A 26252-nucleotide genomic window follows, 5' to 3' on the forward strand; every position below is an offset into this window, starting at 1 on the left:
ACGATAAAGTAAAATACATCACAATGATTCATCGATTTTAGTTGTCAGCAAAGTGTGATGCTTGATACATATCAAAAAACATCCCCCTCATTCATCAATTATTACTCTTTTCATTATTTTTTATCGTTAATACATTATTCATGCAAATAATAATATTAATTTCCATAACATAAGAAGATAAAACAACTGAAGCAATTTTACATAAGGAAGAATTGACCATTCCCTCACAGTGTGCCTTAATGTGAGTATCGCCCTCAGTTGGGTACACTACAAGGAACCTTTTGTGAGCCAGGTTACCAGCCTACGCAAACGACACCGATTTAACAGTCGCATGATCCGGATCGTACTGCTTATCAGCTTTCTCTTCTTCTTCGGACGCTTCGTCTACTCCGCCATTGGTGCGTGGCATCACCACCAGGACAAAAAAGAATCTCAGCAGACCACTCAGCCGCAACAGACAGCTCCTGCACAAACCGACGAACATTGATCGCTCGCGCCTGTGATACCCCCAGCATTAAGATTCCTTACCGGATGGCTAATCGCCTGACATTTAACCATCCGGTAAGGGATTTGAGTGATGAAACTTTACACACATCCCCCCTCTCTCGCTTAATTATCAGATAATCGGCCGTATTTTTCGCACAAATGCACAATCTTTTCATCCCACTTCACCGCACCATTCGCGCTGATTTTACGTTCCGGTTTAGCGGACATAAAAAGACAAACAGTGCTCAAATAAACGCTAATTAATATCACCAGCAAATATCACTGACGCAAGCATTTATATTTCGCATGAAAATTAAATAGTTATTTGAATTGTTATCATTTTTAAATTCTACAGGGTAATACCATGAGTGGTTTTTTATTATTCCCGAAAATAAGAAGCGGCCTTGAGTGGATCGCCGGGCACAGCGATGCTGTCATTCAATTCGGCTGGAATATCGTTGCCGCCGTGATCTTATTGTTTATCGGTAAATTTATCGCTCGTCTGCTCTCTCGTGGGCTGGAAAAGTTACTGCTTAAACGTAAAGTCGACAGAACGATCATTCAGTTCTTCACCGCGCTGGTACGTTACATTACCCTCGCCTTTTCCGTCGTCGCCGCATTAGGTCGCATCGGTATTGAAACATCCTCCATTATTGCCGTCATCGGTGCCGCCGGACTAGCCATTGGCCTCGCGTTACAAAGCTCGCTTTCCAACTTTGCCGCTGGCGTGCTGTTGGTTTCCCTGCGGCCTTTTCGCGCCGGAGAAGTAGTGCAGATTGGTGCAGTCACCGGAACAGTAGAAAAGGTGCACATTTTCTCCACCACCCTGCTAACCGCAGACAGCAAAGAAGTGGTGATTCCAAACGGTAAGATCATCGCTGACAACATCATTAACTATTCCCGTCACCCTTTTCGTCGTATCGATCTGGTGATTGGTGTGGGTTATCAGAGTCGGATTGCAGAGGTTAAGCAAGTTATTAATCACATTATCGAGCAGGACAGCCGCATCGATAAGCAACGTGGGGTAACCGTTCGTCTGGGCGAACTGGGCGCTTCAGCGTTGAATTTTTACGTGCGCGTATGGGTGCCCAATATCGAATACTGGAATACCTATTACGATCTGCTGGAAAACATTAAAGAGGCGCTGGACGCCAACCACATAGACCTACCCTATCCACAGATGGATGTGCGTATTCAGAATGTCACACCTCAGCAGCAGCCCCAGCTGCAACTGGTCGATTAGCGTACTTTCCTACAGAACATGCGCCTGAAGTATTTGCTGAAGTATTTTCTGAAATGCGTGCAATAAAAAACCCTCTATAAACAGAGGGTTTTTTGCATATTACCGGTTCAAAAAACCGCTAACGGAAAGGGATATCATTCCCACTCAATGGTAGCTGGCGGCTTACCGCTGATGTCGTACACAACGCGGGAAATACCGTTCACTTCGTTGATAATGCGGTTAGAGACGCGGCCTAAGAAGTCATACGGCAGGTGTGCCCAGTGCGCGGTCATAAAGTCGATGGTTTCGACCGCACGCAGGGAAACAACCCAGTCGTACTTGCGGCCATCGCCCATCACACCAACGGAACGAACCGGCAGGAACACGGTGAACGCCTGGCTTACCTTGTTGTACAGGTCAGCTTTGTGCAGCTCTTCAATGAAGATAGCATCCGCGCGACGCAGCAGGTCGCAGTACTCTTTCTTCACTTCGCCAAGCACACGCACGCCCAGACCCGGTCCCGGGAACGGGTGACGGTACAGCATGTCGTACGGCAGGCCCAGCTCCAGACCAATCTTACGCACTTCGTCTTTGAACAGCTCACGCAGCGGTTCAACCAGACCCATCTTCATCTCTTTCGGCAAACCGCCCACGTTGTGGTGAGATTTGATAACGTGCGCTTTGCCGGTGGCAGATGCCGCGGATTCGATCACGTCCGGGTAGATGGTGCCCTGCGCCAGCCACTTAACGTCTTCCAGCTTCAGCGCTTCTTCATCGAATACTTCCACGAATACGCGGCCAATGATTTTACGTTTAGCTTCTGGGTCGTTCTCGCCTTTCAGCGCGTCCAGGAAACGCTTTTCGCCTTCCACGTGAACGATGTTCAGGCCAAAGTGGTCGCCGAACATATCCATCACCTGCTGAGCTTCGTTGAGACGCAGCAGACCGTTGTCGACGAACACGCAGGTCAGGTTTTTGCCGATTGCACGGTGCAGCAGCATCGCGGTCACGGAGGAGTCAACGCCGCCGGACAGACCGAGGATAACTTTATCATTGCCAACCTGCTCACGAATGCGGGCAACGGCGTCATCGATAATTTTTGCCGGCGTCCACAGCGCTTCACACTGGCAGATGTCGCGCACAAAACGCTCCAGCATGCGCATGCCCTGACGGGTGTGGGTAACTTCCGGGTGGAACTGCACGCCGTAGAAGCGTTTTTCTTCGTGCGCCATGATAGCGAACGGGCAGCTGTCGGTGCTGGCAACGGTCACGAAACCTTCCGGAATGGCGGTCACTTTGTCGCCGTGGCTCATCCACACGTCCAGCAGCGGTTTGCCGTCTGCGGTCAGGGAGTCTTCAATACCACGGACAAGCGCGCTGTCGGTTTGAACTTCAACCTGCGCATAGCCGAATTCACGTTCGTTAGAACCTTCAACATGACCACCGAGCTGCATTGCCATGGTCTGCATGCCGTAGCACACGCCGAACACCGGCACGCCCGCATTGAAAACGTATTCCGGCGCACGCGGGCTGTTTTCTTCGGTGGTACTTTCCGGACCACCGGAAAGAATGATACCGCTTGGGTTGAATTCGCGAATTTGTGCTTCCGTAACATCCCATGCCCACAGTTCACAGTAGACGCCCAGTTCACGTACGCGACGTGCAACCAGCTGAGTGTACTGCGAGCCGAAATCGAGGATGAGAATGCGATGTTTATGAATATTGTCTGTCATTGACGCTAATTCCGAGGCAAGTGAAACAAATTCGCCCGGCATATAGCCGGGCGCGGAAACTTATCAGGAGCCCATGCGGTAGTTAGGGGACTCTTTGGTGATGGTCACATCGTGAACGTGACTTTCCTGAATACCCGCACCGCTGATGCGTACAAACTCTGCTTTCGTTCGCAGCGCGTCGATAGTACCACAGCCGGTCAGACCCATACAGGAGCGCAGGCCGCCCATCTGCTGGTGAATGATCTCTTTCAGGCGACCTTTATAGGCAACGCGACCTTCGATACCTTCCGGGACCAGTTTGTCAGCAGCGTTATCGCTCTGGAAGTAACGGTCAGAAGACCCTTTGGACATCGCGCCCAGAGAACCCATACCGCGGTAAGATTTGTAAGAACGGCCCTGGTACAGTTCGATTTCGCCCGGGGATTCTTCAGTACCCGCCAGCATGGAGCCAACCATCACTGCGGCAGCACCAGCAGCAATCGCTTTAGCGATGTCGCCGGAGAAACGAATACCGCCGTCGGCGATAACCGGAATACCGGTGCCTTCCAGCGCTTCAACGGCATCAGAAACGGCAGTGATCTGCGGAACACCGACGCCGGTCACGATACGGGTAGTACAGATGGAGCCAGGGCCGATACCCACTTTAACTGCGCTGCAGCCAGCTTCAGCAAGCGCGCGAGCACCTGCGCCCGTAGCAACGTTACCGCCGATGATCTGCAGGTCAGGATATTTAGCGCGAGTTTCACGGATACGCTGCAGAACGCCTTCAGAGTGGCCGTGAGAGGAGTCAATCAGCAGAACGTCTACGCCAGCGGCAACCAGCGCGTCTACACGCTCTTCGTTACCTGCGCCAGCACCTACCGCTGCACCAACGCGCAGACGACCATGCTCGTCTTTACAGGCGTTAGGTTTACGTTCTGCTTTCTGGAAATCTTTTACGGTGATCATGCCGAGCAGGTGGAAGCTGTCATCAACAACCAGCGCTTTCTCAACGCGTTTTTCGTGCATTTTGGCAAAAACGACATCGCGCGCTTCGCCTTCACGAACGGTCACCAGACGCTCTTTTGGCGTCATATATACGCTAACCGGCTGGTTCAGGTCAGTCACAAAACGCACGTCACGGCCGGTGATGATGCCGACCAGTTCGTTATCTTCAGTCACTACCGGGTAGCCAGCAAAGCCGTTACGCTCGGTCAGTTCTTTCACTTCGCGCAGAGTAGTGGTTGGCAGTACGGTCTGTGGGTCAGTTACCACGCCAGATTCGTGTTTCTTCACGCGGCGAACTTCTTCAGCCTGGCGCTCGATGGACATGTTTTTGTGGATAAAACCGATGCCGCCTTCCTGGGCCAGGGCAATTGCCAGGCGCGCTTCCGTCACGGTGTCCATTGCTGCGGAGAGCATAGGAATGTTCAGGCGAATGGTTTTCGTCAACTGGGTGCTGAGGTCAGCAGTATTCGGCAGAACGGTAGAATGAGCGGGAACGAGGAGGACGTCGTCAAACGTCAGGGCTTCTTTTGCGATACGTAGCATGGGCAATATCTCACCTGGGAGGTTATTAAATATTGCCGCGGCATTATACAGAGCGTAACCGATTGCATCCACACTTTTTTGCAAAAAAACCTTGCGCTCCTCTGTGAGCATGTTACTTTCGACTGAATAACTTGCTGATTTAGAATTTGATCCCGCTCACATGTTATCCTCTCAGACCACCTCAATTTTTACCGTAAGCCGCCTAAATCAGACGGTTCGTTTGCTGCTTGAGCAGGAAATGGGACAAGTTTGGATCAGCGGTGAAATCTCGAATTTCACTCAACCGTCCTCCGGTCACTGGTATTTCACGCTCAAAGATGACACCGCCCAGGTACGCTGCGCGATGTTTCGCAACAGCAATCGACGGGTAACGTTCCGCCCACAGCACGGTCAGCAGGTCCTGGTACGCGCCAACATTACGTTGTACGAACCGCGTGGCGACTACCAGATAATTGTTGAGAGCATGCAGCCAGCTGGTGAAGGTTTGTTGCAGCAAAAATATGAGCAACTCAAAGCCAAACTGCAGGCTGAAGGGCTATTCGATCAGCAGTTCAAAAAATCACTACCCTCACCGGCTCACTGCGTTGGGGTCATTACCTCGAAAACCGGGGCTGCGCTGCACGACATTCTCCACGTGCTGAAGCGCCGTGACCCATCCCTGCCCGTTATTATCTACCCGACCGCGGTCCAGGGCGACGATGCGCCAGGACAGATCGTTCGCGCCATTGAGCTGGCGAACGCGCGGGGCGAGTGCGATGTGCTTATCGTCGGGCGCGGCGGCGGTTCTCTGGAAGATTTGTGGAGTTTTAACGATGAACGCGTAGCACGGGCAATCTTTGCCAGCCGCATTCCGGTAGTAAGCGCCGTCGGCCACGAAACAGATGTCACTATTGCCGATTTTATTGCAGATTTACGGGCGCCTACGCCATCAGCAGCGGCGGAAACTGTCAGCCGCAATCAACTGGAACTGCTGCGTCAAATTCAGCATGGCCAGCAGCGTCTGGAGATGGCGATGGACTACTACATCGCCAACCGTACTCGTCGCTTTACCCAGCTTCATCACCGTTTGCAACAGCAACATCCGCAACTGCGTCTGGCCCGTCAGCAGACCGTGCTGGAGCGGCTGCGTCAGCGGATGAATTTCGCTCTTGAGAATAAGATTAAGCAGGCCAATCAGCGCCAACAGCGCGTAAGTCAACGCCTGAGCCAGCAAAACCCACAGCCGCGAATTTATCGGGCGCAAACCCGTATTCAGCAACTGGAGTACCGTCTGGCAGAGAATATCCGCGCGCGTTTAAGTGCACAGCGAGAACGCTTCGGTAATGTGGTGACGCATCTTGAAGCGGTGAGTCCTCTCTCGACGCTCGCTCGCGGCTATAGCGTCACTACCGCGACCGACGGCAAAGTACTGAAGCAGACCAAACAGGTAAAAACCGGTGATGTGCTCACTACCCGCCTGTCAGACGGCTGGGTAGAGAGCGAAGTGAAAGGCGTAACGACGGCAAAGAAAACGCGTAAGAAAAAGCCAGATTAGACCGGCACAAACTCCACACGTTTCTTCGAGATCAGACCATGGCCATTCTGACAGAAGTAGTCCACCGCCCCGCAGGCTTTTAACACCTGGAGTGGCTGATGGCACTCCGGGCAGCGCGCTTCTAACGGAATATCTTTTTTACAGTTTTCACAGTGTGCCACACCGTTTTGTGGTTCCAGTTCTGCATGACAATCCGGGCAGGTCATCGACATGGTGACTCCTTTAAATGGTGTTCAATTCTGCGCTAATTTTACCATGATACGCTTAGTGTGAACCACGCAACTGTTGCTGTAGGATCAGTAATCGTTCTACCTCATCCAGCCTGCGCTGCGTGGTGCGGCTCACCTCCTGCGGGCTGCGTTCAAACAGACTTTGCGTCCCCAGAATATGTTCCGCCAGACAATGGGCATAAATCGTACCAGGCAGACACCAGCGTTGCACAACATCACCGTCAATCAATTCGAGCACATCGTCGGCACCCCGTCGGTCGTAGCTGATGATACGCCCATCACGCAGATAAAGGCGCAGACCTTTTTGTCCGCCAGCAGGCCCCGCGTATTTATTCAGCCAGATATCCAACGGTACACCGCTAATCAGTCCTTGCAGATGCGCCTCTCCTTCAGCCGTGGTCAGGTCACCCTGGATGATGTTACGTCCCAGACGGTCTTTAGCGCTCTTCACCTGCAGGGTCATGCTGTCATTACCGCCCAGGTAACGCACTGTTTCACGCAGCATGGCCAGTACGTGTGTGCCAATGTCCAGAATCACACCGTCCGGGTGGCGAAGCTCACGCGTATCTGGCTCACCAGTGGCAAAGTTGAGCGCGATCGGCTCTCCTGTAGCGTTATATCCGCTCGGCTCCTGCAAAAAACCGTCGATTTTAACAACGTCTGAAAAGTGAGAGACAAGTGCCTGTTGTGGGTTATCGCCCTGCCACTGCGCACCGAGTTTTCCCAATGCCAGCTGCATTGCGCCATTACGCGCCATCCAGTGGTCGAGCGCCAGCACACGGTCGGCAGCGTCGGGTTGCTCCAGCAGCGTTTTCAGTTTTTCAATTTGGGAAAGCGTGGCAACAATCGGTTTTTCAACCACGATTCGTGCGATGGGAGCGGCCAGCGCCTGTTCAAGCACATCGAGATGATGCAGAGAAGCGGTGGTGATAAACAGGGTATCAAGCGGTGTTGCAAGAAGTTCAGCGAGCGATGCACAGCGTGTCACACCAGCGGGCTGTTTTGCGGGTTGCACGTCAAATCCCACACAGCACAGGGAATCACCGTAAAGTTTACGCAATGCGGGCAAGTATGCCGTTTCAACGACTGCGCCAAGCCCAACAAACCCTAACAGCATGTTCTCACCTCGTAAATGAATTGGCCGGGACATCACGTCTGCCCCGGCACAATCGAGGTGTTATCAGGCGCTAGTAGCCGGTTTAGTTTGCGTATTCTCCAGCATGCGACGGATCGGCACAATGAGGACGATCAGTACCGCGGCGCAGATAAGCAATGCAATCGAGCAACGAGCGAAGAGATCCGGCAGCATATCCAGTTGGTCGGCCTTCACATGACCACCAATCAGACCTGCGGCCAGGTTACCCAGCGCACTGGCGCAGAACCACAGGCCCATCATCTGCCCGCGCATTCTTTCCGGGGCCAGCAGCGTCATGGTCGCCAGACCGATCGGGCTCAGGCACAGCTCACCAAGCGTCAGCATCAGGATACTGCCCACCAGCCAGAATGGGGAGACGCCTGCGCCACCGTTACTGAGAACGTTTTGCGCTGCCAGCATCATCAGACCAAAGCCTGCAGCGGCACAGAGAATACCGATAACGAACTTGGTGATGCTGCTCGGGCGAATGTTCATGCTCGCCAGTTTCGGCCACGCCCAGCTGAATACCGGTGCCAACAGAATGATAAACAGTGCGTTTATCGACTGGAACCAGACCGCCGGGATTTCAAAATCGCCGATCATACGGTTAGTGTAGTCGTTAGCGAACAGGTTGAACGAGGTTGGCTTCTGCTCAAACGCAGACCAGAAGAACGCGGCGGAAACCAGCAGGATAAAGCAGACCAGCAGTCTGGCGCGCTCTTTGCGGTTCAGACCAGCAAAGACAAACAGGTAGATAAAATAAAGCGCGACGGAGGCGGCAATCACATACACCAGCATACTGGCAACCGCGACCGGATTTATCACAATCACGCCCTGCGCAATCAGCGTAACGATAACAGCTACGCCGACGGCCAGCGCCAGCAGCCACGCGCCCACACCGTTACGTTTCACTACCGGGCTGTTCCAGGTTGAGTCCAGACCCACTTCGCTGTCATAACGTTTCATCGATGGAACGGCAAACACGCGGAAGATGATCAACGCCACCAGCATCCCGATACCACCGATGCCAAAGCCCCAGTGCCAACCGTGGGATTTAATCAGCCAGCCGGAGATCAGCGGCGCGATAAACGATCCCATATTGATGCCCATATAGAACAGCGAGAAACCGCCGTCGCGACGCGCATCGCCTTTTTTATACAGCGTGCCAACCATCACTGAGATACAGGTTTTAAACAGACCGGAACCGAGCACGATAAACATCAGGCCGATAAAGAACAGGTTGTTCCCCATAATGGCCGAGAGCGCGATCGACAAGTGACCGAGCGCAATCAAAATGGAACCGTACCACACCGCTTTCTGTTGGCCGAGCCAGTTATCCGCCAGCCAGCCACCTGGCAGCGCGGCGAGATACATCGTACCGGCAAAGATACCCACAATCGCCGAGGCATTTTCACGCGCCAGCCCCATGCCGCCGTCATAAACGGTAGCAGCCATAAACAGGATCAGTAACGGGCGAATGCCGTAAAACGAGAAGCGCTCCCACATCTCTGTGAAGAACAGCGAGCCGAGCGGGTAAGGATGACCGAAGAAAGTTCGGCTTTCTTTTTGATTAACAGAGGATTGCATAATTCTCCCGAAAGTTATGTCGTCGTGCGTGTAAACACCGCGATGTACGCCAGCCAGTTACGTATCTGACCGATTTTTTACATGCGGCGAAAAGTTATTTAACCATTTGATAACCTAAGGCTAGTTTTGTCTAGTACCAGCCCCCGGACTTTAAGATGAAAACTCGACAAATGTCTACTTTCTTAGATTTAAACTTGGCAAAAAACGAATAGTGATTGACTTTACACAGGGGGAGATCAGCAATGGGCAGACGAAAAAAAACCCGCGACAAGCGCGAGTTTTTATCTGCATCAGCAACAGTTACTTGCTTTTTTTGATGTGCTTAATCAAACGCTTACGCTTACGCATCTGAGTCGGCGTCAATGTATTACGTTTGTTCGCAAACGGGTTCTCCCCTTCTTTGAACTGAATACGGATCGGCGTCCCCATCACGTCCAAAGACTTGCGGAAATAGTTCATCAGATAGCGCTTGTAGGAATCCGGCAGGTCTTTGACCTGGTTGCCGTGAATCACCACGATTGGCGGGTTATAACCACCGGCATGGGCATATTTCAGCTTCACACGACGACCACGCACCAGAGGCGGCTGATGATCTTCTACTGCCATGGTCATGATGCGCGTCAGCATCGCGGTGCTCACGCGACGTGTAGAGCTATCGTATGCTTCACGGACCGATTCAAACAGGTTACCCACGCCGCTACCGTGCAGAGCTGAGATAAAGTGTACGCGCGCAAAATCAATAAAGCCCAGACGGAAGTCCAGCGTCTCTTTGACCTGCTCTTTTACTTCCTGCGTCAGGCCATCCCACTTGTTCACAACGATAACAAGTGAGCGCCCACTATTGAGGATAAAGCCCAGCAGCGACAGGTCCTGATCGGAAATCCCTTCACGCGCGTCAATCACCAGCATCACAACGTTGGCATCTTCAATTGCCTGCAGCGTTTTGATTACTGAGAATTTTTCTACCGCTTCGGTAATTTTGCCGCGCTTACGCACGCCCGCGGTATCGATGAGCACATATTCGCGTTCATCGCGCTGCATCGGAATATAAATACTGTCACGCGTGGTTCCCGGCATGTCGTAAACCACCACGCGGTCTTCGCCGAGAATACGGTTAGTAAGCGTGGACTTACCTACGTTCGGACGGCCGACGATTGCCAGTTTAATCGGCAAATCCTGCGGGTTGAAATCGTCCTCAGGCTCTTCTTCGCCGTTTTCTTTGGCTTCAAGCTGCGCCCAGTATTCTGCGTCTTCATCCACTTCTTCCTGAGGAGCAACGTCATCCATCCACGGCAGCAGAACATGCTCCAGCAGGCTGAGAACACCACGACCATGGGACGCCGCGATCGGATAAATTTCACCCAGACCCAATGAGTAGAAATCAACAACCGCCTGGTCAGGATCGAGTCCGTCAGTTTTGTTGGCGACCAGGAACGTCGGTTTCTGGCGCGAACGCAGATGTTTAGCAATAGCTTCATCCGCTGGCATCAGGCCAGCACGCGCATCCACCATGAACAGCACAACGTCTGCTTCTTCGATAGCCAACAGCGACTGTTCCGCCATACGGGTTTCAACACCGTCTTCGGTGCCATCAATACCGCCGGTATCAATACAGATAAACTCACGGCCTTCAATTTCCGCACGACCGTACTTACGGTCACGAGTCAGACCCGGGAAATCCGCAACCAGCGCATCTCGGGTGCGAGTTAGACGGTTAAATAACGTGGATTTGCCAACGTTAGGGCGCCCGACAAGCGCGACCACAGGTACCATGTTTAAAGCCTCATTTAAAAAATCATCAGACAACGGGCACATTTTTTGCCCCGTTGTTAAAAACAGTAAAACGGCTCCTGCACCAGGAGCCGTTTTTCAAAGCGAGCGGCCGGGACGATTAACGCGTAATAGAGTACAGCGTACCGTCTTTCGCCTGGATCAGCAGTTTACCATCAGCAGAGACCGGCTCGGTCAGGAAACCTGAGCTGTCGACTTTCTGCTGGGCAACAAAACGACCATCGTCAACGTTAATCCAGTGCAGGTAGCCTTCGCTATCACCGACGACCAGATTGCCATTATACAATACCGGGGACGTCAGCAGACGGTGTAGCAGATCGCTTTGCGTCCACAGCGTCACGCCGCCGTCGGTGGTCAGTGCCAGTACGCGGTCGTTCTGGTCAACCAGGTAGATACGGTTGCCGTCGACGATAAAATCATTCACCGAGCCCAGTTCGCGTTTCCACATAATCTGACCGCTGCGCAGATCCAGCGCCGTCAGGTTACCATTATAAGCCAGCGCATAAACAACGCCATTGACGATAACCGGCGTGGTATCAACGTCGCTCAGACGATCGATTTCCGTTGGACCTGTCGCCTGAGAAATACGTTGCTGCCAAATCATCTGGCCTTGCTGCATCAGCACGGCGCTCACGCGACCGTTATCACCGCCGACAATAGCTGCGCCAAAGGCGGTCGCTGGGGCAGATTCGCCGCGCAGTGACAGAGAAGGCATGTCGAGGTTAACGGTCCATTTGATAGCACCATCAGCTTCGTTCAAGGCCTGCAACTGACCGTTGCTGGTGTGGATCAAAACTACGCCATCGCTCACAACAGGACGAGACAGCGCTTCACCGGCGACTTTCGTCTGCCATGCGGTGGTACCGTCGCTGGTATTCAACGCATAAACCTGTGCTTTTTCGCTGCCAATGTAAACATGTCCGCCGGACACGGTTACACCGCCAGAAAGCTGTGCAGATGCACGGGAGAACCAGCCGTCTTTCTCACCCAGATTCACAGACCAGACTTCTTTACCGTCGCCTGCGTTCAATGCTTTCACTACACCAGCGCGATCGGCTGCATAGACAACGTTATCCGCCAGCGCAGGGTGAAGATTGGAATAGAAATCACCAATACCGTTACCTACGGAGGTGCTCCATTCCGTAGACGGAGTAAACTGGTTTTCAACCACCGGTAATGGGGACATCTTAACGACATCTTCTTCGCCACTAAACAGTGAACAGCCGCTCAATAGGGTAACGGAAAGCAGCCCTGGCAGAAGTAATTTACGCAATTGCATCGGGTCCCTCTCAGATGGACAAATTATTGATTTTCATCTGCATCATTTCGCTCAGAGCAGGAGAGGCATCGCTTTTCACACCCGCTTCCCATGCGCTACGCGCACCTTGTTTGTCGCCTTTGCTCAGCAACGCTTCACCGCGCAGATCGGCAACAATGGCCGTCCACCCTTCACCTTTAATGGTGTCGAGTGTTTTCAGCGCGGTATCAGCCTGTTTAAGTTGAACCTGAACACGAGCCAGACGCAGGTTAATCACCGCTTTGAGATTTTCATCGCTGGTCGCAGCCAAGCCCTGTTGCAGCTGACTTGCGGCTTTCTCAAGTTCATTTTGGTCAACAAACTGCTGCGCAAGTTCCAGTGAAGCTAGCGCGCCGTAGGTATTTTTATTTTCTGCAGCAAATTTCTCAGCGGCAGGAATGCTGTCCGGTTTACCCGCGCTAACCGCAGTCACCGTATTTTGATATGCCAAAGAAGCAGAGCGTGCGGACTCCGTCTGATGGCTGGTCCAGTAACGCCAACCAACCAGCGCGCCAACCCCTAAAATGATCCCAACAGCCAGCGCCTTGCCGTTTTCAGCAAAGAAGCGTTTTACCGCATCAACCTGGTCGTGTTCGTTCTCGTAAATTTCCACGCTGTCCTTCTCCTTAGCCCAGTAAAGTGCGCAAATGCGCGGCAACGCTATCCTGCGCTACTGCCGTTTGCTCACCAGAGCGCAAATCCTTCACTACAACAGTACCGTCAGCCACTTCGGACTCGCCCAGTACCAGTGCAACGCGGGCGCCCCACTTATCGGCACGGGCAAACTGTTTCTTAAAGTTGCCGCCACCGTGGTTTGTCATCAGTTTCACACCAGGAACTTCATCGCGCAGACGTTCTGCAAGCGTCATTGCCGCCGACTGCGTGTCCGCCCCTGAAGCAACCAGGTATATATCGACAACAGGATCTGCGTTAAATTCCGGATTAACTGCCTGAACTAACAAAACAAGTCGTTCCAGCCCCATAGCAAAGCCCACGGCTGGCGTTGCACGACCGCCAAGTTGCTCAACCAGACCGTCGTAACGCCCACCGGCACACACGGTACCCTGAGAGCCCAGGCTACTGGTGACCCACTCAAATACGGTGCGGTTGTAGTAATCAAGACCACGAACCAGGCGCTGATTGACGGTGTAGGCAATGCCTGCGGATTCCAGCAGTTTGCACAAGCCCGCGAAGTGCTCGCGAGAGTCGTCATCAAGATAGTCGCCCAGTGCAGGCGCGTCGTTGAGCAGCGCCTGTACTTCCGGGTTTTTGGAGTCGAGAACGCGCAGCGGATTGGTGTACATACGACGCTTGCAGTCTTCGTCCAGTTTCTCTTTATGCAGTTCCAGGTAGGCGACCAACGCATCACGGTAGTTAGCGCGGGCTTCAAGCGAACCGATTGAGTTCAGCTCAAGGCTAACATGCTGAGAAATACCCAGCGCGCGCCACCAGCGAGCGGTCAGCATAATCAGTTCCGCATCGATGTCCGGGCCTTGCAGGCCAAATACTTCGACACCCAGCTGATGGAATTGACGATAGCGTCCTTTCTGCGGACGTTCGTGGCGGAACATCGGCCCGATATACCACAGACGCTGTTCCTGATTGTACAGGAGACCATGTTCGATGCCGGCGCGTACGCAGCCCGCAGTCCCTTCAGGACGCAACGTCAGGCTGTCGCCATTACGGTCCTCAAAGGTATACATCTCTTTTTCAACCACGTCGGTGACTTCACCGATCGCGCGTTTGAATAACGGGGTCTGCTCTACAATCGGCAAGCGGATTTCACTGTAACCGTAGCTACCGAGCACGTTTTTGAGAGTGCCTTCAATGCGCTGCCAGATGGCGGTTTCGCCAGGCAGATAATCGTTCATGCCGCGAATGGCTTGAATGTTTTTTGCCACGTTTATTCTCTTTATGAATATAAAAATGAACCCTCAGCGCTAACCCGAACAATGCGGGCGCCATGCGGGTTCAATCATACACGGGAAGCACGCCGCTTCCCATCACGTTGTTATTTTTCAAGCTGCTGCACGTCGATACGACGCGCTTCGTCCAGAATACTCGCTTTAGCGCGGATGCGGGCTTCAAGCTGCGTAATCATATCGTCGTTATCGAGTCTGTCCTTACGCACGCCGTCTTCATACAGGCCGCTTTTCTTGTTACCGCCCGTCACGCCCAGCGTAGAAACCAGCGCTTCACCAGGACCGTTTACCACGCAACCGATGATCGAAACGTCCATTGGCGTAATGATATCTTCCAGGCGTTGCTCCAGCGCGTTAACCGTACCAATAACGTCAAACTCCTGACGCGAACAGGTTGGGCAAGCGATGAAGTTGATCCCGCGCGCGCGAATGCGCAGCGATTTCAGGATATCGAAACCCACTTTGATCTCTTCCACCGGATCGGCTGCCAGAGAAACACGCAGCGTATCGCCGATCCCTTCAGATAACAGCAGGCCAAGGCCGATCGCGGACTTCACCGAACCACTACGCAGGCCACCGGCTTCGGTGATCCCCAGATGCAGCGGTTGATCGATCTGTTTCGCCAGCAGGCGATAGGATTCTACGGCGAGGAAAACGTCAGACGCTTTAACACTGACTTTGAATTGATCGAAGTTCAGACGATCGAGGTGATCCACATGGCGCATAGCGGATTCCAGCAGCGCCTGCGGCGTCGGTTCACCGTATTTTTCCTGCAGATCTTTTTCCAGCGATCCGGCGTTGACGCCGATACGGATAGGAATATTTTTATCACGAGCGCAATCCACCACCATGCGAATACGCTCTTCACTGCCGATATTACCTGGGTTAATACGCAGGCAATCAACACCGTATTCCGCTACCTTCAGCGCGATACGATAGTCGAAGTGAATATCGGCAACCAGCGGGACGTTAACCTGCTGTTTGATAAGCTTGAACGCTTCTGCGGCATCCATTGTCGGTACAGAGACACGAACAATGTCTGCGCCTACGCGTTCCAGCGCTTTAATCTGATTAACCGTCGCTTCCACATCCGTGGTACGCGTGTTAGTCATAGACTGTACGGCGATGGGCGCACCATCGCCGATCGGCACGTTCCCAACGTAAATGCGTGTCGATTTTCTACGTTGAATTGGAGCCTGGTTATGCATTAAAAAATCTCCCGCATTGCCGTCTGTTACTGAGCCGGTGATTGTTCGGCATTAACGGTCAGACGCGCAACCTGGTTAGTTCTGATAAAACGACTCAGATCGACAGGTTTACCCTGGAACTGAATCTGCACTGCCGCCGGGGCGCCAATTTTCAGTTTGTACGGCGCTTGACCGGTCAGGTTTAGATTGCCGTCTTTACGCTGCATCCCGCTGAACAGTTTTTTACCGGTCGCATCGGTTACTTCCAGCCAGCAATCGGCGGTAAAGTTCATCACCAGCGCGTTAGGATCGGCTACAGGTGTAGTCACACCTGCCTGATCGGTCGGCAGAGGAGCCGCTGTAGCTGGCGCTGTTGGCGCTGCGGTTGCGGTATCGACGTTAGCCTGAGATGGGGCAACAACGGCGTTCTGTTGCGCATCAGCGGCGGGTGCCGGGGTCGCAGCAACGTCTGGCGTTGGCGCTGCGTCCGCTACCGCACCATCGTCAGGAGCCGGAGGGGTATCCTGCCCTGCTGCTGCGCTGGTATCTAACGGTACGTTCTGCGCACCCTCTTTACCGGCATTCAGCTCAGCAGAGGATTGATCGGCCATGGTGGTGATCTCTTCCTGCTGTGCTTTATGGTTCTGCCACCACCAGGCGCCTGTCAGTCCGACAACGACAAACAGTACCAGCCAGGTAAAGGTCATTAACCAGCCGTCGCGTTTCTTACGACGTTTGCCGAGCGAGAAGCTCTGCATCGGTGCGACTTTAGCTGGTCGAATCGGAGCCTGTTTTTCCAGCCCTGGCAACAGTTCTTCTTCAGGAATATGCACCAGACGCGCATAAGAACGGATATACCCGCGCAGGAATGTTGAAGCAAGATCGGCTGGCGCCTTATCCTCTTCAATATCGCGTACCGTGGAGACCTTCAGGCAAAGTCGCTCCGCGACTGCCTGCTGGCTGAATCCGAGTTGTTCACGGGCATTGCGCAGACGAACGCCGGTGGATAGTGTTTCATTTTTGTCGTGCGTGGCTTCAGTATTCATTCGCTACAGCTGCGTAAATTTGGGTTCTGATGCCGGCGAGCCACAATGCTCACCCACACCGCGAAACATCTGGTCAGTTAACCTTCGTCAGACAGTATAAAACGGTCAGACTATCAATGACAAAACGGCGTAAACCTGAGGGCTAAACACTTGTTACGCCGTTACATACTGCCTTAAAGTCGACAAAAACGCACCGTTATTATTGACCTGACGACGACAACAAAAAACCTCATATGGCTTACGTTGCACTACGGTACAGGAATTATACCGTAGTGCGCCAACATCAAACGGTCTTAATCTCGATAGCGTCGCCCTGCATACGCTTACGCAGAGTACGCTTGGTACGGTCGATAACGTCGCCCGCCAGCTGACCGCAGGCTGCATCGATGTCATCACCACGTGTTTTACGCACGATGGTAGTGAAACCATAGCTCATCAACACTTTGGAGAAACGATCGATACGGCTGTTAGAACTACGGCCATACGGCGCGCCCGGGAACGGGTTCCACGGGATCAGGTTGATCTTACACGGCGTATCTTTCAGCAGTTCTGCCAGCTGATGCGCGTGTTCAGTGCCATCATTGATGTGATCTAACATCACATACTCAATGGTTACACGACCCTGGTTAGCGTTGGACTTCTCCAGATAACGACGAACCGCGCCAAGGAATGTTTCGATATTGTACTTTTTGTTGATAGGTACAATTTCGTCACGAATTTCATCGTTCGGCGCATGCAGAGAAATCGCCAGCGCGACGTCAATCATATCACCCAGCTTATCCAGCGCAGGGACAACGCCTGAGGTGGAGAGCGTGACGCGACGCTTGGACAGCCCAAAACCGAAGTCATCAAGCATGATTTCCATCGCCGGAACCACGTTGGTCAGGTTGAGCAGCGGCTCGCCCATCCCCATCATCACCACGTTGGTAATAGGACGCACGCCCGTAGCCTTTACCGCACCAACGATCTTCGCCGCGCGCCAGACCTGGCCAATGATCTCAGATACCCGCAGGTTACGGTTAAAGCCCTGTTGCGCCGTAGAGCAGAATTTACACTCTAATGCGCACCCGACCTGTGAAGAAACACACAGGGTCGCACGATCGTCTTCCGGGATATACACCGTTTCAACGCGCTGATCGCCAACCGCGATAGCCCATTTGATCGTACCGTCAGAAGAACGCTGCTCTTCCACCACTTCCGGGGCGCGAATTTCAGCCACTTCTTTCAGCTTGTTACGCAGCACCTTGTTGATGTCAGTCATGTCATCAAAGTTGTCGCTGCAATAGTGGTACATCCACTTCATGACCTGATCGGCACGAAACGGTTTTTCGCCCATCTCTTTGAAGAATTCGCGCATTTGCTGACGGTTCAGATCCAGCAGGTTAATTTTTCCATTTTTATTTGGAACCGCAGGAATGACGACTTCAGAGGTGTTAACTAATTCAGACATAATTTTTTCCGGCCTCGTTGTTACACGTTGTGGCCCGTGGAGGGTTAAAAAGAAACGCCCCGGCAAGCGATCTGCTCTTCCGGGGCGTTGCATTGTACAAAGTCTGGCGCAGGGATGCCACGTTTGCACGAAGCATTAGCGAAAATAATATGTAAAGGAAGATCGTAGGCCTGATAAGACGCATCAGCATCGCCATCAGGCAAAGCAGAGCCGGATGCGCAAATGCTTATCCGGCCTACCCCACGAGCTTATTAGCGAGTGCGCGGGCAAACCTCACCTTCACCAAAGAAATAGGCAATTTCGCGCGCCGCTGACTCAACGGAGTCGGAACCGTGAGTACCGTTCTCGGTGAAGCTGTCAGCATAGTCTGCACGCAGAGTACCGGCCAGCGCATTCGCCGGGTTGGTTGCGCCCAGCAGATCGCGATGACGCTGTACGGCATTTTCGCTTTCCAGAACAGAAACAACGATCGGACCGGAGGTCATGAATTCAACCAGACCGTCAAAGAACGGTTTGCCATCGTGCTCAGCATAGAAGCCACGTGCCTGCTCAACGGTCAGGTGCAGCATTTTAGTGCCGACAATTTTGAACCCTGCTGCTTCAAAGCGCGCAAAGATGCTCCCAATAACGTTTTTTGCCACCGCGTTTGGTTTGATGATGGAAAAAGTACGTTCAATAGCCATGATAACCTCTGTAATGTGTTCTGTTGTTGTCTATATAGATGTACGACCTGGCGCGGATTATAAAGAGCATCCCGGCAATTGACTATTGATGAAGGTAACATTTTTTTAAAATAAGATGAATTCTAGCAACAAACAGTCACCAACTGGTCTACTGCATCGAAAATCTCACCGTCGCTACCTGACCAGCGTCATCCATCACCAGCAGTTGATAATCCCCTTTAGTCGCCAGCCGTAGCGTAAGACGACGTCCGCGTTCATCCAGCCTTTCACCGTTAAGAAACCACCAGCGTTCACCGCTCCCACCGCTGGTTTGCACCGGCAATGAGGCCTGAGCAGAACCGGGTAAACGCTTCACAATCGCGCCATCACGAATGCCTGTCAACTGCAACGGCTGTGAAGCGCCTTGTCCCAGCGGCGGACACGTGGCAGAAACTGGCGGTAATCTCGCCCCACGGCGTTCTGATTCCGGTAGCCATGGCTCCAGCGGCAACGGCCAGACGATTAATGTTTGCTCGTGCGCCTGCGGGCAATCCGCCGCCACACGTTTGCCTTCATCATCCAGCCAGACAGGAAAACGAATGCCATTAACCCCTTCCTGCTCGGGCAATAATAACGTTGGCGGCTGACTGCCATCCAGTAACCAGGTTGCCAGACGGCGACGGCAGTTGCTGTCTCCTGGGGCAAGGGATTGCCCGCCCGGCCAGCACACCACGCCGCGACTCACGGAATCAGGACGTGGATCTTCCGGCTGATTGGTCCCGCGAGAGAGCAAAAGATTGTTGACCTGATTGAGCAGCGGCACGGCGCTGGCAAATCCAAACTGGCCCACCACCGGCGTTCCGTCTGGTCTGCCAGTCCAGATACCGATCACATAACGAGCGTTAACGCCAATCGCCCACGCATCGCGATAGCCATAGCTGGTGCCCGTTTTCCACGCCAGCGGAACCACTCTGCTCAGTGCGTTATCCGGCAGCGGTTGCGCTTCGTCGGCCATAATACGGCGAATAATCCACGCCGCACCCGCCGACATCAACGGACGTTCAAGCAGTGGGTCACCCGGCTGCAGACGTAGTTTTCCCGCTTTTCCCTGGCGGGCAAAGGCGCTGTACGCTGCGGCCATATCTTCCAGCCTTGCCCCCGCACCACCTAAAATCAGCGACAGATTTGGCGCAGCCCCTGCGGGCAGATACAGCGGTAAGCCGACGTTACGTAACGATGCGGCAAAGCGCTTCGGACCATAGGCTTCGAGCACCTGCACGGCGGGTAAATTCAACGACCTTACCAGCGCTTCACTCATGCTCACCGGGCCATGAAAACCGCTGTCAAAATTCCCCGGTCGATAATCTCCGGTTCGCCGCGGGACATCCTGCAACAACGAAGCGGGATGAATGAGTCCGTCATCCAGCGCCAGACCGTAAACAAACGGCTTCAGCACCGAGCCTGGCGAACGGATCGCATTCACCATATCCACATGACCAAAGCGGGAGTCGTCATTCATATCTACCGACCCCACCCAACCACGCACGCTCATATCGGTGTGATCGACCACAATCATTGCCAGCGAACTGCGTGCAGGTAAGCGCCCCTTCCAGTTCTGCGCCAGCTCTTCCAGTTGACGCTGCAATCCGGCATCAAGGGTAGTCACGATTTTATCGCTCCGGCTTTTTCCCAGCATCATGCGTGAGAATAACGGCGCTAACTGCGGCATTTGCCGGGGCGCCAGCCAGACCGGTTCTTCACGTGACTCCTGTACCTGTCTGGCAGGCCAAATACCCTGGCTCGCCATACGCTCGAGCACTTTATTACGCGCTGCTTGGGCACGGTCCGGCCAGCGATCTGGACGCAGGCGACTTGGTGCCTGTGGTAAAACAGCCAGCAGCGCGGCATCGGAGTAACTCAATTGCGCGGGTGATTTGCCAAGATAGGCCCAACTTGCCGCCCCCACGCCCTGCAGCGTACCGCCAAACGGCGCACGGTTGAGATACAGTGTCAGGATGTCGCGTTTGGAGAGATGCCATTCCAGCTGCAATGCGCGCCAGAGCTGGCGAAACTTGCCGCCGAAGGTTCGCGGATGGGGATCGAGTAATCGTGCGACCTGCATGGTGAGCGTACTGCCGCCCGAAACCACACGCCCAGAGGAGAGGTCCTGCCATGCTGCGCGCAGTACTGAAAACGGATTGACGCCGGGATGCTTCCAGAACCAGCGGTCTTCATAGTTAATTAACGCCTCAAGGTAGCGGGGCGACACCTCATCAATCGTTACCGGATACCGCCAGATACCTTCGGCATCGGCAAAGCGCCAGAGTGGCGTACCATCATGTGCCACCACGACCCGTGCCGGATCGACTTCGCGCAAAGGCAGCGGCCAGATTTTATCTGCCGCCCAAACTGCCGCCACAATCAATAGCGCAACGGCTGCCAGCCAGAGCCAGCAGCCGCGTTTACCCAACCGGCGCATCATTTACGGTCTGACAATCAAAAGTCCCTCTGTCGCACCGGTCGCGCGCCACTGCGGAACATACATTGATTCCACCTGTGGGACGGGAACCTGGTAGGTCCCCGGCGTTACCGCTCGCGCCAGATACACCAGCGTAACCGGTTGTCCTTCATTGACCGCCACCGCAGCGACAAAACGATCGTCACGGAACTCAACGTGCTGGATATCTGCCTGCTGCATCTGATTAAGCAAATTCGCCACTTCGCTACCGCTATCCTGCAGGCTGGCGCTGCCGTTGGCCAGATTCTGGTTTTCCAGTTCCAGTCCTGCTGGCAGTAAGTCAACCACCAGTGCATCCGGCACGTTCTGGCTGGCTTTCACCTCCAGCCAGACCAGCACCAGCTCGCCGCTGCGCAGAGAATCCAGTGATTTACTGTTTCCGTCGAGCCCCAGGATTTGACGCTCAATATGCAGAACGTTGCTGGCAGGTGTCGGTGAGGTTTGCGGATAACCGCTCACATCCAGACGCAGCCACAGCGGTTGATTACCGGTATTGGTGACGCTCAGCGTAGACAGCGCATCGGCATCCAGATTACGCGTCTGTGATTTCTCCCCGGCTAACGGTTGCTCCGAGAGTGACGTTTGCGCCTGCCATGTGCCTGGCAAGTCCTGTAACGTACGCGCGGCAAGGAACAACGCATTATTTTCCTGAGTCGAGAGCCAGCGCTGCCCAAAGGCCTGTTCTGACAACGTGTTCAGCAGCGTATTCTGCACGTCAGGTTTGAGCTTGTTCTCTTCGAGCAAGGCCAGCATCAACGCGTTATCCCGTAACGCACTGCCGTAATCCGCCATCCACTGTTGCGTATCGCGGCGCGGCGTATTCAGCGCCAGCGTCAACGCCTGTTCACTGCGGTTAGCATCGCCCATATTTTTCAGCGCGATCCCCAGTTGCAACAGCGGTAAACCAGAAGCCGCCTGAGCGCGTCGCTCCCAGATTTCACGCAGTGCGCCAAGCGGGGCTTTTTGCTGACGCGCCAGAACCAACGCGGCGTAGGCTTGTACGGCAAATCGGCTTGCTGAAGAGTCGTCGGTATAGCGAATCGACAACATTCCTGGATCCTGCAAATAGCGCAGCAGCCGCTCGTTGCCACGGTTAATCACCTCAACCGGGACGCTGTAGCCTTGTTCGTTCGCACGGACGAGGAAATCCATGACATACGCAGTCAGCCAGTACTCTTCTGATCCGTTTTTATCCCACAGCGCGAAACCACCGTTATCACGCTGCATCTGCACTAAACGAGAAATCCCAATATCGACTGCCGCGCGGCGTTTTTCATCGCTGTCGCCCACAATACCTAACGCCTTCAATTGCGCAGCATTGGTGTATAAGGATGGGAACAACCCGCTCGCCGTTTGCTCCAGGCAGCCGTAAGGGTAAGCCTTCAGTTCGCGGATATAACGCGCCAGATTCAGCGGCGGCTTACCGCTGAACAGCAGTTGTCCCTGCATCGTTGCAGGGGAGAAATTGGTCAGTTCTTCGCCCGGAAGCTGCCAGGTTGCGCCCGGTTGAAGTGCGACACCGTTATTAACGGTTTGCGCCGGGAACGCCGGACGCACGCCAATCTTCCACTGTTTATGCTGAACTGGCAGCGTTTCACCCGGTAAAGTCAGACCGCTAATTTCTGCCTGAATTTCGCCATCGCCAAACCCCTCCCGCGCACGCACCGGAATAAACAACGTAGTCCGTACGCCTGGTGCCAGATTCAATGGAGCAGGATCTTGTCCCATCAGCTCCAGTAAACCGCTGGCCGCGAGCTTAATATTCAGTGTTTGCGGTTTGTCAGTCAGGTTAGTCACGTCCAGCGTCAGTCGCGAGGTATCGCCTCCCGCCAGAAAACGCGGCATATTCAGTTCAGCAATTACCGGCGCGGCAACAATCACCTTGCTTTCACTGCTGCCAAAGTCATCCGCCGTCCAGGCCTGTGCCATTACCCGTAGCTCGCCGTTGAAATCACCAATCGGTAGCGTCACCGTACCTTCGCCCTGCTCGTTGAGCGTGACCGGCAGCGCCTGTTGCGCCACGATATTGACGTGATTGACCGGTGGCTTACCGCCGCGTTTTAATTCATCGCCATCACCACCAAAACGCAGCGCCGCCAGCCGCCCTTGCCCTTCGATCACCTGGCCGTAAATATCATAAATATCCGCGCCATAGCGTTTTTGTCCGAAAAATGCCTGCCACGGATCTGGCGTGGCGTAATCGGTAATGTTCAACACCCCGCTATCAACGGCAGAGACCAGCACGTTAACCTGTTTTGGTACGTCGCCATTTTTGACGCTGGCTTTAATCTTGACGGTCAACGACTGGTTTGGACGTATTTTCGCCGGGTTTTCCAGCGCCAGCGCCAGACGACGGTTTTCATCACCTAACGGCAAATGCAGTAAACCAACCGCCCGTTTTGGCGTGGCCGAACGGGACTTGTCGCCAGGACGAACCACCAGCGCACTGAGATACAAATCGTGGCGATTCCAGGTTTTATCAATCGGGATGGAGATATCGAGACCATCCGCCGGTACGTCTATTTCTTGCCACCACAGCGGGCCTTCGCTGGATTCCACCATCGCATAACCTTTGCCAGCAGCAGGAGCGGCAACGTGCAGCTTCATGGTATCGCCAGGACGATAGCTGGGTTTGTCCAGTTTCAGAGTCACGCGATCGGGACGCACAGCCCCACTGCCGTCGCTGTTATCCTGCCAGCTATAACCTGCCCAGAAGCGTACGCTGCTCACCGCATCATTCGGGGCTTTCACTTCCAGACGATAGGCACCCCACTCAACCGGGAAGCTGACTTTACCGGTTTCATCGGCCTTAAGATCCAGAGTCTGCTCACCTTCAACCAGATCCTTTTGATCGAACTGTGATTGCCAGCCCTCGCCTTCAGACCAGTTCCAGTAATAATCCCGGCGCTCGCGGATCAAACGCACCTGCAAACCGGACACCGCTTTTTTCTCGCCCTGCGCATCGGCATAAACAATGTCGAAAGCGGCGTTGCTGTTTTCATCAACGATAGGCTGATTCACAGTGGTATCAGTGCGGTAGTCATAGACGGCTTTTGCCGCAAACTGCGGACGAATACCCGGCAGCGTGTCCGCAGGCCAGATGGCTTGTTCAGCCCGACGCGTCACCGGGCGACCACCTGACTCCAGCAGGCTGGCTTGCAGGATCACCTGTAACGGGGAGTGCGTCTCCTGCCATTGGCTGTTGGTGGTCACTTCGCCGCGACCGTGTTCATCCAGCGTAAGCTGAACTTCATCGAGGCTGCGGGACAGGTTTTCTTCGGCAATATTACCAAACTGGAACCCCGGCAATGCCTGCACCGCTTCGCGCAGCGGGCGCAGGAAAAGCTGCCCTTGCAGAGCATTGCCGTTAGCGGGCGCGCCGTACAGGTAGTAGCCCACTACCGAGAACTTCACTTCATCAGCCGGAGCCACCGGAATCTTATTAGCGGAGAGATTGAGCGCCATCCGCTCAGGCATAAAATCTTCGACGTGGAAATCCCACATACGTGACTGGTTGTCGCCCGTATTAGCACGAATATGCCACATACCGGTTGGCGCGTTGGTGTCCAGCGGCCAGCTAAAACGGTACAGACCGTTCTCCGGCTGGCTAACCACCGAACGTAACACTTGCCCGTCGGGCTTCACGACCTCCAGCTTCACAGGCTGGTCGGGCAACGTTTTGCCGTCGCTGTCACGCAGTAATCCGTTGAGGATCACCGTTTCGCCAGGACGATAGAGGTCACGGGGACCAAACATAAAGAACTGTTTGCTGTATCCCGGTGCACCGGCAATATCAAATTCAGCCAGATCCAACGCCGGGAGTTTCAGATCCAGCAGCGTGGTTTGCCCGTCTTTGCGGGCCAGCAATAAAGCCGCGTCTTTATCAGTCTCCAGTTTGACATGACCCTGCGCGTCGCTGGTAGCCTGCGCCAACGTCTGTCCTTTTTCGTTGAGTAAGGTGACCTCTATACCCTGCTGCGCAGCGCCGTTTTCCAGACTCTGCGTAAAGACATCCAGTTGATTATGGTAACGGTGCGCAGACACACCAATATCGCTGAGCGTGAACAGCGTAGCGGCATTACTGTAGTTGTATTGTCCAGCCTGATTCATCACCGCGATGTAAACTCCTGCTTGCTGCAACGGCTTGATATCGCTCAGCGGCAGCAGCAGCTTCTCACGGGTGTTACGCGCAGGATTGAGGTCAAAGCGTCCGGTATACACCAGTTCCGCCATTTTCAATAGATTGTCAGATTCCCAGTTCGTCAATGAATTGCGGTATTCCCACTGGCTGACAAATGCGCCGAGCGATTCAGGCTTCACACGAAAGAAGTTCACATCCACACTGTTAACGTTGAGGGCCATTACCGGCAGGCCTTCAATTACTTTTCCCGGCAACAGCGAGCCGCGACTGGCAAACCCAACGCTTGGCTGTACATCACGGGTGGTAATGTTTTTTTCATAATCAATAGCGAACGTCGCTTTATTCAGCGCCAGCAAATCACGCTCAATGGTCACCACCAGTTCCCGGTTAGGTTCCAGATGGCGTAAGCGCAGCTCTTTCAGATTTGGCGCCAGCTCCCAGGCACCATCCACTTTGCCGCTTTTTTTATCAACAACGTGCACGACGCGGGAAAAATCTTGTTCTGGATCGAGGGGAATGGAGAAGGTCAAAACGAGCGTTGCCGCACCGTCGAGCTGGACCTCTGAGGCATCCAGCAGCGTCAGCGACTTGCCCTGGCTTTGCTGCATCAGCTTTTGTAATTGAGCTTTATCTTTTGCTGGCGCAGTCTGTGCCGCAGGCGCATCAGGTTTCGCAGCCGTCGGTGATTTTTCGTTATTATTATCGCACCCGACCAGTGCCAGCATCAGCATGCAGGCCGCTACGCGTAAATGTTTCATTTTTCATCCCTGGCCGTAGTGGC

18 protein-coding genes are annotated in these 26252 nt (G+C 53.8%); 3 read left to right on the plus strand and 15 right to left on the minus strand.

The window, feature by feature from the left end:
* Positions 1 to 283: 283 nt before the first annotated feature.
* Positions 284 to 487, plus strand: coding sequence for a YfgG family protein (locus OGX97_RS22725; protein ID WP_008785446.1), 204 nt, complete (start codon positions 284 to 286; stop codon positions 485 to 487).
* A 363-nt stretch (positions 488 to 850) separates the two neighbouring features.
* Positions 851 to 1729, plus strand: coding sequence for a small-conductance mechanosensitive channel MscS (mscS, locus tag OGX97_RS22730; protein WP_048234740.1), 879 nt, complete (start codon positions 851 to 853; stop codon positions 1727 to 1729).
* A gap of 134 nt (positions 1730 to 1863) precedes the next feature.
* Here mscS and guaA read toward each other — a convergent pair whose 3' ends face one another.
* Both guaA and guaB read right to left on the minus strand, forming a co-directional pair.
* Positions 1864 to 3441 carry a glutamine-hydrolyzing GMP synthase gene (gene guaA / locus OGX97_RS22735; protein ID WP_008785448.1) on the minus strand — a complete coding sequence of 526 codons (1578 nt, stop codon included), beginning with the start codon at positions 3439 to 3441 and terminating at the stop codon, positions 1864 to 1866.
* Positions 3442 to 3504: 63 nt separating this feature from the next.
* Positions 3505 to 4971, minus strand: a complete 1467-nt coding sequence (guaB, locus tag OGX97_RS22740) for an IMP dehydrogenase (protein WP_003037756.1) — start codon at positions 4969 to 4971, stop codon at positions 3505 to 3507.
* A 160-nt stretch (positions 4972 to 5131) separates the two neighbouring features.
* On the opposite strand from guaB, the gene xseA reads away from it, so the two are divergent.
* Complete coding sequence (xseA, locus tag OGX97_RS22745) at positions 5132 to 6505, plus strand: exodeoxyribonuclease VII large subunit (RefSeq protein ID WP_279850719.1); 1374 nt, start codon at positions 5132 to 5134, stop codon at positions 6503 to 6505.
* Here the strand turns inward: xseA and OGX97_RS22750 are convergent.
* From OGX97_RS22750 to OGX97_RS22810, 13 genes are all read right to left on the minus strand, one after another.
* On the minus strand, positions 6502 to 6717 hold the full coding sequence (locus tag OGX97_RS22750; protein ID WP_003835160.1) for a zinc ribbon domain-containing protein: 216 nt from the start codon (positions 6715 to 6717) through the stop codon (positions 6502 to 6504). The genes xseA and OGX97_RS22750 overlap by 4 nt on opposite strands.
* A 52-nt stretch (positions 6718 to 6769) precedes the next feature.
* Entirely contained in the window at positions 6770 to 7852 is a 1083-nt protein-coding gene (locus OGX97_RS22755; protein WP_032944203.1) for a Gfo/Idh/MocA family oxidoreductase, read from the minus strand.
* A gap of 63 nt (positions 7853 to 7915) precedes the next feature.
* Entirely contained in the window at positions 7916 to 9457 is a 1542-nt protein-coding gene (locus OGX97_RS22760; RefSeq protein ID WP_003835166.1) for a peptide MFS transporter, read from the minus strand.
* Between the two features lie 300 nt (positions 9458 to 9757).
* Positions 9758 to 11230, minus strand: coding sequence for a ribosome biogenesis GTPase Der (der, locus tag OGX97_RS22765; protein WP_003835168.1), 1473 nt, complete (start codon positions 11228 to 11230; stop codon positions 9758 to 9760).
* Positions 11231 to 11348: 118 nt separating this feature from the next.
* The gene (bamB, locus tag OGX97_RS22770) at positions 11349 to 12527 is read right to left on the minus strand and encodes an outer membrane protein assembly factor BamB (protein WP_008785453.1); all 1179 of its coding nucleotides are present in this window, start codon (positions 12525 to 12527) and stop codon (positions 11349 to 11351) included.
* Between the two features lie 10 nt (positions 12528 to 12537).
* Positions 12538 to 13158, minus strand: a complete 621-nt coding sequence (locus tag OGX97_RS22775) for a YfgM family protein (RefSeq protein WP_003835172.1) — start codon at positions 13156 to 13158, stop codon at positions 12538 to 12540.
* Between the two features lie 13 nt (positions 13159 to 13171).
* Entirely contained in the window at positions 13172 to 14446 is a 1275-nt protein-coding gene (gene hisS / locus OGX97_RS22780) for a histidine--tRNA ligase (RefSeq protein ID WP_003835173.1), read from the minus strand.
* A 110-nt stretch (positions 14447 to 14556) separates the two neighbouring features.
* Positions 14557 to 15675, minus strand: a complete 1119-nt coding sequence (gene ispG / locus OGX97_RS22785; RefSeq protein WP_003037720.1) for a flavodoxin-dependent (E)-4-hydroxy-3-methylbut-2-enyl-diphosphate synthase — start codon at positions 15673 to 15675, stop codon at positions 14557 to 14559.
* A 26-nt stretch (positions 15676 to 15701) separates the two neighbouring features.
* Positions 15702 to 16700: a cytoskeleton protein RodZ gene (gene rodZ / locus OGX97_RS22790; protein WP_008785454.1), complete on the minus strand. Its 999-nt coding sequence runs from the start codon at positions 16698 to 16700 to the stop codon at positions 15702 to 15704.
* A gap of 283 nt (positions 16701 to 16983) precedes the next feature.
* Positions 16984 to 18150, minus strand: coding sequence for a bifunctional tRNA (adenosine(37)-C2)-methyltransferase TrmG/ribosomal RNA large subunit methyltransferase RlmN (locus tag OGX97_RS22795; protein WP_008785455.1), 1167 nt, complete (start codon positions 18148 to 18150; stop codon positions 16984 to 16986).
* Between the two features lie 251 nt (positions 18151 to 18401).
* Positions 18402 to 18833, minus strand: a complete 432-nt coding sequence (ndk, locus tag OGX97_RS22800; protein ID WP_003037710.1) for a nucleoside-diphosphate kinase — start codon at positions 18831 to 18833, stop codon at positions 18402 to 18404.
* A 148-nt stretch (positions 18834 to 18981) separates the two neighbouring features.
* Positions 18982 to 21294 carry a peptidoglycan glycosyltransferase PbpC gene (gene pbpC, locus OGX97_RS22805; RefSeq protein WP_279850718.1) on the minus strand — a complete coding sequence of 771 codons (2313 nt, stop codon included), beginning with the start codon at positions 21292 to 21294 and terminating at the stop codon, positions 18982 to 18984.
* Positions 21295 to 26229, minus strand: a complete 4935-nt coding sequence (locus tag OGX97_RS22810; RefSeq protein WP_286592734.1) for an alpha-2-macroglobulin family protein — start codon at positions 26227 to 26229, stop codon at positions 21295 to 21297.
* Between the last annotated feature and the right edge of the window lie 23 nt (positions 26230 to 26252).

This window comes from Citrobacter sp. Cpo061, from assembly GCF_030332845.1.
Classification (GTDB): Bacteria; Pseudomonadota; Gammaproteobacteria; order Enterobacterales; family Enterobacteriaceae; genus Citrobacter; species Citrobacter portucalensis.

Excerpts from the sequence above, each read along its gene's own strand:
- mscS (WP_048234740.1), top strand. The coding sequence starts at position 851 with ATGAGTGGTTTTTTATTATTCCCGAAAATAAGAAGCGGCCTTGAGTGG.
- guaA (WP_008785448.1), bottom strand. The coding sequence starts at position 3,441 with ATGACAGACAATATTCATAAACATCGCATTCTCATCCTCGATTTCGGC.
- guaB (WP_003037756.1), bottom strand. The coding sequence starts at position 4,971 with ATGCTACGTATCGCAAAAGAAGCCCTGACGTTTGACGACGTCCTCCTC.
- xseA (WP_279850719.1), top strand. The coding sequence starts at position 5,132 with ATGTTATCCTCTCAGACCACCTCAATTTTTACCGTAAGCCGCCTAAAT.
- OGX97_RS22750 (WP_003835160.1), bottom strand. The coding sequence starts at position 6,717 with ATGTCGATGACCTGCCCGGATTGTCATGCAGAACTGGAACCACAAAAC.
- OGX97_RS22755 (WP_032944203.1), bottom strand. The coding sequence starts at position 7,852 with ATGCTGTTAGGGTTTGTTGGGCTTGGCGCAGTCGTTGAAACGGCATAC.
- OGX97_RS22760 (WP_003835166.1), bottom strand. The coding sequence starts at position 9,457 with ATGCAATCCTCTGTTAATCAAAAAGAAAGCCGAACTTTCTTCGGTCAT.
- der (WP_003835168.1), bottom strand. The coding sequence starts at position 11,230 with ATGGTACCTGTGGTCGCGCTTGTCGGGCGCCCTAACGTTGGCAAATCC.
- bamB (WP_008785453.1), bottom strand. The coding sequence starts at position 12,527 with ATGCAATTGCGTAAATTACTTCTGCCAGGGCTGCTTTCCGTTACCCTA.
- ispG (WP_003037720.1), bottom strand. The coding sequence starts at position 15,675 with ATGCATAACCAGGCTCCAATTCAACGTAGAAAATCGACACGCATTTAC.
- rodZ (WP_008785454.1), bottom strand. The coding sequence starts at position 16,700 with ATGAATACTGAAGCCACGCACGACAAAAATGAAACACTATCCACCGGC.
- OGX97_RS22795 (WP_008785455.1), bottom strand. The coding sequence starts at position 18,150 with ATGTCTGAATTAGTTAACACCTCTGAAGTCGTCATTCCTGCGGTTCCA.
- ndk (WP_003037710.1), bottom strand. The coding sequence starts at position 18,833 with ATGGCTATTGAACGTACTTTTTCCATCATCAAACCAAACGCGGTGGCA.
- pbpC (WP_279850718.1), bottom strand. The coding sequence starts at position 21,294 with ATGATGCGCCGGTTGGGTAAACGCGGCTGCTGGCTCTGGCTGGCAGCC.
- OGX97_RS22810 (WP_286592734.1), bottom strand. The coding sequence starts at position 26,229 with ATGAAACATTTACGCGTAGCGGCCTGCATGCTGATGCTGGCACTGGTC.